This is a genomic window from Actinocorallia aurantiaca, from assembly GCF_039533685.1.
GTDB classification, from domain to species: Bacteria; Actinomycetota; Actinomycetes; order Streptosporangiales; family Streptosporangiaceae; genus Actinocorallia; species Actinocorallia aurantiaca.
The window spans coordinates 52,037-63,790 of sequence record NZ_BAAATZ010000037.1 but is presented as its reverse complement, the minus strand read 5'-3'; the positions used below and the strand labels follow the sequence as shown (position 1 = coordinate 63,790).

The 11,754-nt window shown below is 60.7% G+C and carries 11 protein-coding genes and 1 pseudogene; 1 reads left to right on the top strand and 11 read right to left on the bottom strand.

The genetic code is table 11. The features are described 5' to 3' along the window. Positions 1–1,092, bottom strand: a 1,092-nt coding sequence (gene dpdE / locus ABD327_RS35195) for a protein DpdE (RefSeq protein ID WP_344457566.1), incomplete at its 3' end; no start/stop codon positions are given. Between the two features lie 394 nt (positions 1,093–1,486). Between dpdE and ABD327_RS35190 the strand changes: the two are divergent. Next, positions 1,487–2,533 (top strand): annotated as a pseudogene (locus ABD327_RS35190) (IS1380 family transposase); the annotation flags it as partial. A gap of 330 nt (positions 2,534–2,863) precedes the next feature. Here ABD327_RS35190 and ABD327_RS35185 read toward each other — a convergent pair. The 10 genes from ABD327_RS35185 to queC all read right to left on the bottom strand — a co-directional run bounded on the left by ABD327_RS35185 (position 2,864) and on the right by queC (position 10,780). After that, positions 2,864–3,241 (bottom strand): transposase, encoded by a 378-nt coding sequence (locus tag ABD327_RS35185; RefSeq protein WP_344457563.1) that lies wholly within the window; start codon positions 3,239–3,241, stop codon positions 2,864–2,866. Next, the gene (locus ABD327_RS37560) at positions 3,238–3,453 is read right to left on the bottom strand and encodes a helix-turn-helix domain-containing protein (protein ID WP_425547288.1); all 216 of its coding nucleotides are present in this window, start codon (positions 3,451–3,453) and stop codon (positions 3,238–3,240) included. The genes ABD327_RS35185 and ABD327_RS37560 overlap by 4 nt, the downstream gene beginning before the upstream one ends. A 365-nt stretch (positions 3,454–3,818) precedes the next feature. After that, positions 3,819–4,928 (bottom strand): DGQHR domain-containing protein DpdB, encoded by a 1,110-nt coding sequence (gene dbpB, locus ABD327_RS35180; protein WP_344457561.1) that lies wholly within the window; start codon positions 4,926–4,928, stop codon positions 3,819–3,821. After that, entirely contained in the window at positions 4,928–6,166 is a 1,239-nt protein-coding gene (gene dpdA, locus ABD327_RS35175; RefSeq protein WP_344457559.1) for a tRNA-guanine transglycosylase DpdA, read from the bottom strand. The genes dbpB (ABD327_RS35180) and dpdA overlap by 1 nt, the downstream gene beginning before the upstream one ends. Further along, a complete protein-coding gene (gene dbpB / locus ABD327_RS35170) occupies positions 6,163–7,308 on the bottom strand; it encodes a DGQHR domain-containing protein DpdB (protein ID WP_344457557.1) in 1,146 nt (381 codons plus the stop codon). Before dbpB (ABD327_RS35170) ends, dpdA begins: the two co-directional genes overlap by 4 nt. After that, entirely contained in the window at positions 7,308–8,189 is an 882-nt protein-coding gene (locus ABD327_RS35165; protein WP_344457555.1) for a hypothetical protein, read from the bottom strand. Before ABD327_RS35165 ends, dbpB (ABD327_RS35170) begins: the two co-directional genes overlap by 1 nt. Positions 8,190–8,284: 95 nt before the next feature. Beyond that, entirely contained in the window at positions 8,285–9,073 is a 789-nt protein-coding gene (gene folE2 / locus ABD327_RS35160) for a GTP cyclohydrolase FolE2 (protein WP_344457552.1), read from the bottom strand. Continuing rightward, positions 9,073–9,432 (bottom strand): 6-carboxytetrahydropterin synthase QueD, encoded by a 360-nt coding sequence (queD, locus tag ABD327_RS35155; protein WP_425547284.1) that lies wholly within the window; start codon positions 9,430–9,432, stop codon positions 9,073–9,075. Before queD ends, folE2 begins: the two co-directional genes overlap by 1 nt. After that, complete coding sequence (queE, locus tag ABD327_RS35150) at positions 9,429–10,067, bottom strand: 7-carboxy-7-deazaguanine synthase (RefSeq protein WP_344457550.1); 639 nt, start codon at positions 10,065–10,067, stop codon at positions 9,429–9,431. Before queE ends, queD begins: the two co-directional genes overlap by 4 nt. Positions 10,068–10,075: 8 nt before the next feature. Beyond that, positions 10,076–10,780, bottom strand: coding sequence for a 7-cyano-7-deazaguanine synthase QueC (gene queC, locus ABD327_RS35145; RefSeq protein WP_344457548.1), 705 nt, complete (start codon positions 10,778–10,780; stop codon positions 10,076–10,078). Between the last annotated feature and the right edge of the window lie 974 nt (positions 10,781–11,754).

Below are 11,754 nucleotides of genomic sequence, written 5' to 3'. Positions count from 1 at the left end.
TTCCTTGAATTGACTATCTGATTCGGGGATCAATTCGCTGATCTCGTCGATGGAATCTTTCAAAAGATAGGTGAACTCGCTGTCCAACGAGTACACCAAACTTGCAAGTCTGGCCCGCAGTCGGTATTTGCGCTCGAAAGATTCGAGGTCCGACCACCGGTAGAGACTGGGATCGAGGAGGTGTAGTAGCGCCAATTGGGTAACGTGGTTCGACATGACCGGTGTCGCGGTCATCAGCAGCAGACGTGTTGATCCGTGAGCAAGACGCGTGAGGCTGCGGTACGGTTCAACTTCTCCATTTGTGACCTGGACGAGTTGGTGGGCCTCGTCGACTACGACCAGATCGCTGTCCTCCCATGACACCCATCGCTCAGGTTCGTCCTGACGCAGGATCCGGATCGTCGCGCTTGGGAAGTCGTCGATGAAGAACTTCTCACGGAGCTCCCGCTGCCACTGACGTCGCAGCACATCGGGTGCTATCACGCAGATCTTTGCGCGCGGATTATCGATCAGGGTCTGTCTGATCACATAGCCGGCTTCGATCGTTTTGCCGAGGCCGACCTCGTCGGCGAGAAGGTAACGCTGAACCGGATCAGACAAGACTGTGAGCGCTGCATACACCTGGTGGGGAAAGAACTCGACAGCAGACGAAAGCAGAGCCGAGACGCTTGCACACGCCGCCCGTTGCCCAACGAGGTTCCGAAGGAAGGGCAGGCGCGCGTTAGAGAAGTAGCCGGACTCGCTTCCGCCTGATGTCAGCACCAGTACAGGATCCGCGACGGGACGGTCCCAGCGGACGTGGAGTTGCTTCTCGTGGACGGGAAGATCGTATTCGACGTTCGGGAAGCGCACAAAATACTCGCCCGTGTTGACCTGACCCTTTACCCGCCCGGCCAACCACATACCGGTATCGGGGTTGCGCCGGTAGACGCGGGTCTCGGGCATGAGGGATACGTGTTGGCATGCGCCGAGCGGTACAAAGGCTGAAGCAGCGGAGGGTTTTGCAACTGACTCGAAGAACTCGACCTGGAGATGAGAGCTAGAAACTCCGACAACCTTGCCGATGCCCGGAGAGTTGGTGTACTCGACCAATTGGCCGACCGTGAAACGTGCCGACACGGGGACAGACCTCTCTTCGCCTGCGCAGGGACCGTCTGGGGAACGGTCCTTCCGTCTACGGGACCGACGTTAGCGTCTGGATTCCGGAAATCACCTGAAACTAGCCGAGGTTCCTCCAAAGGTGACTGTAGGCTTTCAGTTGGCACCCAATCGCTACGTAAAGTAGCCACCCGACTGTGAATCCTTGGTCGTTCAAGCCGTCGGCACTCCTACCTATATGCGATCTTGGTCCTTGACCTGCGATTTTAGGATCGTACTCGGCCACTCCTGGCCCCGCCAGAACGAGTCCCGAACATAAGGAATCGACCTCTCAACCCGGGCCTTGTCCTTGGGCTTGCGGATCCTCGCGACAGCCGATGCAGGGCCGAGGGCGTTGCGGGCGGTCCGCGGGGCGCGTGCGGCTGCCCGGGAACGGGCCTGGCAGTTGGCGGGCGAGCATGCTCCGGGCGCGGACGGCTCTCTGATTCCGGTGGATCTGGACGCGACGATCGTGATCGCGCATTCGGAGAAAGAGGCCGCAGCGTCGACCTGGGAGCGTTCGTTCGAGTTCCATCCGATGACCGCGTTCATCGACCACGGCCCCGGCGGGACGGGCGAGGCCGCCGTGCTGCTGCTGCGTCGCGGTAACGACGGGTCGAACACCGCCGAAGACCACATCACGGCGGGGCGGGCCGCACTCAACCAGATCCCCGACCACCTGCACAAGCAGGTGCTGATCCGGGCTGATTCCGGGGGTGGCACGCATGAGTTCCTGAACTGGGTGGCCTCTTGCCGGCTGAAGTACTCCATCGGATTCGGCCTGACCGACGACATCTGCGCGGCGATCCTCGCCCTCCCCGAAGACATGTGGAAGGTCGCCTACGACGACGAGCGGCGGGTCCGGGACGGAGCGTGGGTCGCCGAGCTCACCGGGATGCTCGATCTGTCGTCCTGGCCCAAGGGCATGCGGGTCATCGTCCGCAAGGAACACCCCCACCCCGGCGCGCAGCTCCGCCTCACCGATCTGGATGGCCACCGCTTCACGGTCTTCGTCACCGGCACCCGGCCCGGCGGTGGCCGCGGCCAACTCGCCGACCTGGAACTACGCCACCGCCACCGCGCCCGCTGCGAAGACCGCATCCGCAATGCGAAAGACACCGGCCTGCGCAACCTGCCCCTGCATGGAGCCGCCCAGAACCAGGTCTGGCTGGAGTTCGTCGCGCTCGCCGCCGACCTGCTCGCCTGGATGCAGATGCTCGCCCTGCACGACCATCCAGCCCCACGCTGGGAACCCAAACGGCTCCGGCTCCGCCTGTTCTCCGCCGCAGGCCGCCTCGCCAAAGGCGGAAGACGGCTCCGGATCGCCGCCCGCTGGCGCTGGGCCGACCTCATCGCCTCCGCGGTCACCCGCCTGCAGACCCTGCCCGCACCCTGACCAACACCAACCTGCCCCCACCAGCCAGAAAGGACGACCACCCGGGCCGATGGAACCCCGCCCCCGACGCGACAGTCGGGCCATCCGCACGACCGCCTACCGAAAAAACGGTCTGGTCCGGTCGCTACGCGACCAAACCAGACACGCGAAAGATCGAGGTTGACGAGGTTTCAGGCGTGATGTCGCCAGGGTGAGGCCGGTGGCGGCGAGGCAGCTGTTGATGAGGTCGCTGCGGTATTGGATCTTTCGCAGGCCCTGGCGCAGGGTGGTCAGGAGCTGGTCGGGTTCGGTGAAGTGCCGGTTGGTCTGGCTGCTGCGGCGCAGCAGGGATCATGCTGTCTCGACGGGGTTGAGGTCGGGTGCGTAGGCCGGCAGGTAGAAGACGGTGAGCCAGGCCGAGGCGTCGACGAACGCTTTCAATCGCTTGTCCCGGTGGACGTTGAGATTGTCCCAGACCAGCACGATCGGGCCGTTGAGCTGGTGGTGGGCCGCTGTGAGCAGGTCGCGGTAGTCGCTCCAGGCGAAGCTGCGGCGTTGGGCGCTCTTGTGGACGGGATGTCGTTTGGGCCGGTAGATCAGCCGAGGTCGCTCACCGGGCCGGTAGCAGGCCAGGGCCGCCAGGGAGAAGCGTCGCTGAGAGCGTCCCCGGACCCGGATGAGAGGGGTGCGGCCGCGGCGGGACCAGGTCTTGCGGGTCGGCGGCGTCATCGAGAACCCGGCTTCGTCTTCGAAGATGATCCAGGCGCCGAGCGCCGCCGCGGTTTTTCCACGTGCGGCCAGGTCTCCCTCACCCAGCTGGCCACCGCGGCATCGTCTCGTTCGACCGCTCTGCGGGCGGGACTTTGGTGTGTCCAGCCGTTGCGCCGCAGCATCTGGCAGATGCCCGACAAGCTGACCCTCTTGTGGAAACGACGGCCGATGAGTGTCTGGATCCGGGCCAGCGTCCAGGTCTGGTCCGGCCAGCCATGCGCGGCCGGCCCCCGATCGAGCTCGGTCTCCAGCGCCTCCCACAGAACTGGGCTCAGCTTCGGCCGTGCCGCCGATCCCTTCGACCGCAGCCCCGCCGGCCCCCCGGCATTCCATGCCCTGCGTCAGCGCTGCACGGACCGGACGCTGACCCTCAACTCCACGCCGGCGGCGAACAACCCGGCCGCCCGCGCCCGGATCCCTTCACGGAACGCCCGCCGCTCAGCGGTCAACCCGCCACCCTGCGGATACCTCATACACCACACATACCGCCCCAGACGCCATCTGTCAGACCAGCGACATCACGCCTGAAACCTCGTTAGAAGAGGCGTTCCTGGTTGATCAGGCGAAGAAGACCCGTAGTAAGGGTACGGACGTCGTTCGGAGTGTTTTGAAAACTGTTCCACTTACGGATCTCGTCCGGGCCGAAGGACCACGTGCCACTGGTCCAAGCCGCTGCCCGTTCGATGCGTTTGAGAGCGTCGGTGACAACACTTTCGATTTCGCTGGGAACAAGGTCTTCAGTGAGGTGGTCCATGAGGAAGCCCATGGCCTGGATACCGACACCGTGGGTGAGGCGGGAGAGACGGGGCGGGAGTGCCCAGGCTTCAGGAAAGACGCCCTTGACGAGTCGCCAGTAGGTGTTCAGGTGTAGGAGTATCTGGTCGATGTCGCCAGTACCGTCCTCCGGGTTGCGGTACTGGTAGAGCGCGCCTTCGTAGAGACTGTGCTCGATCATTCGGAGGATGCTGTTGTCCTTGATGTAGCCATCCGGCGAGGTGGGGGTAGCGATAGCCCGGTAGAAGGGGCCGCCGATAGTGCCGTTCAGGCGAGTCATGATTATTGCGGGAAGTTGCCGGCGAGCGTATGCCTGGGGTAGGTGACCGGTCGTATCAGGCAAGAGCTCGTGGATCAAGCCCTTGGGCAGAGGCTTGGTGTTATTGACCAGGATGAACTGAGCGCGCTGCTCGGCCTCGTCGTCGGCGATGAATGCGACTGCGGCTACGGGGAATTCGCCGACGTCGGCTTCCCGAATCGCGGCGCTGCGCTGTTGACCATCAACGAGCCAGGCCGGTTTCTCGTTCTCGCTGAGGGTCTCGTCGATCGGGACGACCAACTCACCCGGTGTGGAATAGGGATGACCCTGCTCTGGTACGAGAGGTTCGAACTTCACTCTGCTGTCGAAGGCCAGAACGATCGCGTTCGGAAGCATCGCGCCTTCTGACTCCAGGTAACGCTGGATCGACCGAATATGAGAGGCGACCTCGGGGCGCTGATACCCGTGGAGTTGTTCGTTGTCATCGCGCTTGATTCGCGATATAGCAGCGAACTCGTGGACCCTTTTCCCATCTACTGCGAAGCAGTAGATACGACGAGAACCTTGCCGAACCTCTAGCGCCGGCAGGCGGAGCGTGTCACGGTCGGCCATTAGTTCTCCTCATTGATCGGACGGGTGACATGGTGAATTCTGTCACCAAAGACATGTAGATTATGGAATCCCCGACGCTTATTCCGCTCAGTTCCCCGGAAGATCACAATCTCGATTCCATGCTTTGTGCAGAGCGTGCAATTGCAGGACTTCCACGGTCCTACTTCCAGCGTCTTGCGATACGCCGGAATACGTGTCTTCTTCTTTCCCGACGGTTCGATGATCTTCTCGTATTCGGCGAGTATCGCTATTACTCGATCGATGGTCTCCTCGCCCTGGTCGAAGGATCGAAGCCTCTTCAGGCACTCCTTCTCCGCGGCTTTAGCCTCCATCTGAGAGACCTCGCCTGCAAGGATCTGCCGCTTGAGGGTCGGGTTCCCGTCAACCTGCGGGACGCGAATTGCCGTGTAGGCGGTATCCTTGAAATAGTAATTATTCCGTTCGTCCATGAATGCCTGACGAAACGGGGAGGTAGAGTCGATACTCGTAACGCCGTAGGCCTGAAATTCCTCCAACGAGGCGACCCGGGTAATACCGAGCAGGTGAAGTCCGGTTTCCGGCTTCAGGACCTTGCTGATTTCCTTAAGGCAGGCGAGAATATCCGGGGTCTTGAGTGGAACCATGCCCCCAAGAGCAATTCTCTTGTACCCAAATTCCTGAAGATGTGCAACACTATCGGCATAACTCGCGGGACTCCAGCCTTGCGCAGAACCGACGGGCTCAAGCCGAGAATTGCGCTCCTTGACTTTATCAATAAATTCTAGTGCATACCGTAGCGAAATATCACGGCGATTGATCCAATCTGGATTGACGTCCTTGTCAGCGATTTCACTTTCGTACCCGAAGATCAAATGGTCAATGCTGATACCAGAGTCGAATCCGCACCGCTCATAGAAATCCAGTACTTCATCCGTTGTGTACGGAGGAAGTTCCTCCTGGACGTAGGTGAATGCACCGCAGTCACCGAGCGTCGATACGTTGGCCGGCAGGCGGAAGTACTTAGTGACACCGAGCCTGTAGAGCCGCTCCCGCTGAGGCATGGAGTACTTGCCCGCACCCCTTACAGAACCGTCGACGATGGCCTTACTGACGAGGATCCCGTCATACGGGACTGGTTGGAGTACCTCATGGGCATATTTATCGTCGCGCTGCCGGACGCGGGTGGCCGGGTACTCCTCGGTGAGGAAGTTGAAGCTAGGGCTTACCTGGTCCTGGCTGTCGGGGAAGTAGAACCTCACGGGAGCTCCCTGCGGGCGTTTTGGTAGAGACGAATAAGATGGTTGGAGAGCTCTCCGACATGCTTGGCCACGTTTTCGATCTCGTTCCAGCGGTATCCAAGATCTTCCCATGTGCCCGATGTCCAGCGGCAATGCGGGGCGATGAGGGCAAGGTGCTGGCGAACCGCATCCGGTGCGTCTCGGCGTAGCGGGTCGACTGCTCCGAGCACCCGGTCCATCAGCCGTCCCATAGCGCGGATCCCTGCGCCATGCATGAGTCGGCTTTTCTCAGGCGGTTTACCCCAAGCTTCAGGGAATGTGTCGCGCACTGCCCACCAGTAGATATTCAAGGCTTTGATGATGCCGTCAAAGTCGGTCTCACCCTTACCGATGTCTCGGAAAGGATAGAGACAACCAGAAGACAAGGTCAGGCTCTGCTGGATCATGTCAACGATGCCGGTGTCGGTGATCACCGCTTGGGATGATTTGCCGGCCATCGACGCACGCTTGATCATGCCGAAAAACGGTGAGTTTTTATCAGAGTTCAGCACATCACACAACTGCGAAGGTGCTTTGCGAACTGCCAGACGTGGAGGAAGAGGGCTGTCCACATCAGGCAATAGTTCGGTCACTAGACCGCGCGGAAGCGGTTTGGTGTTGTTGATCCTCACGAATTGGTCACGCTGGAGATTGACGGTATCCGCCACAAACGCAGTAATTGGAACGGGGAAGTCACAACGTTCTGCCTGCGCCAAGGCGAGAGCCCGTTGCTGTCCATCAACAATCCATGCAGGCTTCGTGCGGCCTTCCTCCGGAGTTGGGATCGACAGCCTACCTGTGTCGGAGAGACCGTCGTCGGGAAGGCCGTGCCCTCCTCGAGTCCGGTTAAAATGAACTTGAGGAGACAACGCCATGATGATCGGGTTCGGGAAGATTGGAAAGTCGCTGTTAAGGTAGTCGACGATCTCCTGGATATGCTTTTTGACATGTGGTCGTTGATAACCGATCAACTTGCCAGCATCATCACGGCTTACACGGGAGATGTCGGCAAAATTGAGGATATCCGCCGCGCGCAACATGAAGATGTAGAGAGGGTAACTCTTGGCTTGGATGATGCGCAGCGCCCTGACTTCGGTGAAGCCAGGTTTGAGCGGAGCGGTCATCAGAAAAGCCCCCCTGACCCTGCAGACCTCGATGCGGTGACATCAAGGAAAAGTTGCCTGAAGCGTGACTGCTCGCAAGACAGACCTGCATCGCGAAGAGCCCGCAACAATTTGGTCGCCGATGTAGGACCAAAAGCCACGTGCTTGAAGATGAAGTCACGCACCTGATCGTCGGTGAGGCGTGCCCCAGCAGGCCTGGCTTCAATGACAGGCGCGGCCTCATGGGCGCTCTGCATGAGTTTCTTGAGGAACGGCCGTTTAAGCGGATCGCCCACACGCTGGCAAGCATCAATGACATCGGCGGCAGCACGCACGTTCAACGACAGCAAACTGCCACCCACGGCACTGCGTAGCGCCGCTGTGACGGGCACGACCATGTCATCGACCTCGTGGCAGCGTCCTGCGGGGCCGACGACGGACAGGCTGTCCGCGTCGGAAAGTTGCTTCTCCGCGTCTCGCAGATCGAGCGCACAAGCTCGCACATATGGATCGGATAGCACCGCGATGATCACAGAGTCCGGCTCTCGCGCAGCAAGAGCACTGATCGAACGCGGCTGTCCCGGCTCAGGTCCCTCCCACTGAGCCAAGCCTTCCCACCAGGCTCTTACCCCGACAAGGTCGTCGGCGACCGAGTCGTCTTGCCCCAATGCGAACGTTGCGCCATACGGGGCCAAGGGGGCATCGGCACTGATCAAACCGTAACCGGCTGAACTAACCCAGAGACGTCCGTGGGCCCCGACACGTTCGGCCAGACCACGTGCAATCTGCCAGTGTTCACCGGCATAGAGTTCCTTGGCCAGCGCTACCGTTGGCGCATCGGACAGTCGCTTGATCCATGCCCGACTGCGCCTTGCTACGTCTGACTTCTGAAGATCGCGCACCTGTAGGTGGCTAGGAACACGAACGCGTTTACGGTTAGTGCACGTCACCACGATATGAACAGTCGGCGCCTCGTTCTCGACGGCGCTACCCATCGTCAGGCGTCTCCTGGGAACGTCCAGGCAACCGCTGCGTAGGCCGCGTGATTATGGATACTCTCGTCGTTTAGTGCCCGAACGCGATAGCCGACGACTCGATCCGATGCCCTAAGCGCGAGGCATACGTTACGCACCATGTCTTCAACGAAAACAGGATGGTCGTAACCCGCCATCGTTACATATCGCTCATCAGGTCGCTTCAGCAATGCATAGACGGGCGACGAGGAGGATGCCTCTGCGATGTCGATCAATTCATCGAACCAGAGATCATCCGCAGCAGGGCGGGCATCAATGGTGATGTAGCCGCGCTGGTTATGTGCGCCGTAATCACTGATCGCCTTGCTACATGGGCACACACTAGTAACTGGAACCACCACTCGGAAGGTTGCTGTCGTCCCCTCAGGGTTGCTAGATGCACTGATCGAGCAGGTGTATTCCACATAAGCCCTAGCGCGAGTGACCGGTGCCTCCCGCTCCAGAAAATAGGGAAAGGAAAACTCAATTTTCGCGGTTGGGCTCCCCATGTGCTGGCGCAACTCGTCTGCGAGGTTCTTCGCCGAATCCAGAGTGAGTTGTTCCCGAGAGCCATGCATGACCTCGACGAACCGACTCAGATGGGCTCCCTTGACGTCAGGACTAAGGCCGACGGACATCTTGGCAGTCGCCACTGTCTCGCGTTTAGCCCCTTGACCATCTGCTACGAGCACCGGATAGCGAAGACCGTCAATGCCCACCTCGTCAAGTGCAATGCCCCGGGTGTCAGGCGTGGCCTGGACGTCTTCGAGCATCACTGTTCACCTCGGTAGACGCATCCAGAGGTACAGGTTTCCCGGACGACGATCTTTGATAGGGGGAGAACATCGGTCAGTCGGCCCCAGACCCACTTGGCGAGCACTTCGCTGGTCGGATTCTCCAGGCCAGAAATTTCGTTGAGGTAGTAGTGGTCGAGTCGGTCGATCACTGGTTTCACGGCCGCTTTGACGTCGGCAAAGTCCATGAGCCAGCCCATCGACTCGTCCACCTCGCCGCGGACATGCACCTCCAGTCGGTAGCTGTGCCCGTGCAGGCGCGCGCACTTGTGCCCATCAGGAACGTTGGGCAGTCGGTGCGCCGCTTCGAAGGTGAACTCGCGAAAGATCTCGATCAAGGGATTCCCAGAGTCTTGTGGGTTTGGAGGCTCAACTGCCACTGCGGGTGTTCGAGGCAGTAAGCGACGGTGGCTTGTATGTTCGCGACGATGTCCGGCCCATCCATCGGCTGAAGCAAGAACCGGTCGAAGTCGAGGTGCTCAAAACGCTCCGGCGGGGCCTCAGGCTGTGGATACACCAGTTTCAAGTCGTGACCGGATGTCAGGACGACTTCTGCATCTGCTTTGGGGCTGACGCAGATCCAGTCGATGCCATTAGGCGCGGGACGTGTGCCGTTGGTCTCGATGGCGACCTCGAAACCCTCCGCATGAAGTGCGTCAACGGCGTCCTGGTCCAACTGCAGGAGTGGTTCACCCCCGGTGCAGACCACGTAGGGCTTGCTCCGTGGGTGCGGTTTGCCCTGCCAAGCCTTCGCGACAGCGGCGGCGAGGTCAACGGATGTTTGGAACCTTCCGCCGCCGGGCCCGTCTGTTCCAACGAAGTCTGTATCACAGAACTTACAGATTGCCCGGTGGCGATCCTTCTCTAGACCGGTCCACAAGTTACAGCTTGTGAATCGACAGAACACGGACGGACGCCCAGCATGACTGCCCTCGCCCTGAAGCGTGTAAAAGATCTCTTTGATCCGGTACATGGACCGGATCAAGCCTTCGCGGAGGTGAATGACGGGTCGACGAGACCGAGTTCAGCAAAGCCGCGACTGCGCAGCAAGCACGAGTCACAGGTTTCGCAAGCACGGCCGCCGACCGGGTCGTAGCAACTGTGGGTCAGGGAGTAGTCGACACCAAGTTCGAGCCCACGCTGGATCGTCTGGGCCTTGGTCAACTGAATCAGCGGGGTGTGAACCTTCAGCTTCTGGGTGCCCTCAACACCGGCCTTGGTAGCGAGGTTCGCCATCTTCTCGTAGGCCTCGATGTACTCAGGGCGACAGTCAGGGTAGCCGCTGTAGTCGAGTGCGTTGACACCGATGAAGACGTCGGACGAGTTGAGCGTCTCCGCCCAAGCGAGGGCGAAAGAGAGGAAGATGGTGTTGCGTGCGGGAACGTAGGTGATCGGAATCTCAGTACCGATGTCCTCAGCGCTCTTGTGGTGCGGAACATTCAGAGAGGCGTCGGTGAGGGCAGATCCACCGAAGACAGCGAGGTTGATGTCAGCGATCACATGTTCGGTGGCGCCGAGCTCGGCGGCGATCCTCTTGGCTGCTTCGAGTTCTTCGGTGTGCCGCTGGCCGTAGCGGAAGCTGAGCGCGTACGTCTCGTAGCTTTCGTGGCGAGCGATCGCGAGAACAGTGGTCGAGTCCAGGCCGCCGCTCAACAGCACAACAGCCTTACGCTTCTCTGTAGTCACTTGCGCCCTCTGCTCGTCTCAGGTCCTGTCAGGAAACTACGCCCCTGCTGTCGCATGGTCGAGCGTAGTTTCAGCAGGCCATCTGGGCAACCTGAACACGAATAAACACCAGACCAGCTGGCGGAGCCGGTGCCACAGCGGCGCGCGGATCCTTGTTCCTCGCCTGGTCGTCAAGGCGAACTGGATCTTCGGCTCGTAAGTGTCGACAAGGCTCAACCGCTGAGTACTCAGTTATCTGTAGATGCCTACAGAGTCGAAGTGCTACACCGCGTGCCACTCCGACCGCTCTCCCTCTCCTGCTCTGATGGGCTTGGGAACTCGGCCCTCTGGGCGCGGACGGCCTGATGATTGAGCGTGGTGCAGCGGCGGATCTGGTCGCTGGCGTGGTCGGCAACTCGGGCGGCGTCGTCGTAGACCACTTGGAGTTCCGCGTGAGCTTCCCGCGGCACGGACTCTTGATGTTGCCCTGGTTGGCGGGCACGAGTGTTGAGAGAGATTCGGTTCGACGACCTTCTGACGGCTTTGGTAGTGCCGGCGGAGAGCGGATGGCCAGCGGGCCCGGAGCTTCGGCAAGGTCAGATCCGGAGCGAGCCGTCCGCCGCTGAAGTAGATCGGCCAGCCGTCGCGGCTGCTGTTGCCTGGGAGTGCGACGGCGTAACCGGTGATCTGCTCCGGGTTCTGGCGGCTGTGCCGGAACTTGACCAGGACGCCTTCGCCACGCAGCCGGGAGAAGAACTCCTTCTCGCTGCGTGCCCGGCGGCGCAGGTAATGACATGCCGTCGCAGTGAGGCTCGTGGAGCCTCCGGAGGGTGGTGGCGACTTGCCTTCTCCGTCTCTCCCCGGGTCGGTCTCTTCGCCGCTGTCCTGTCCGCCGGGGACGTCCGCACGAAGCCGTTCTTCCGCTCGATGCGGCGTGGCGCCGCCCGTCCTGTCGGGCCAGCGTTGCGACCAGGTGGATGTGGTCGTCAACGTGC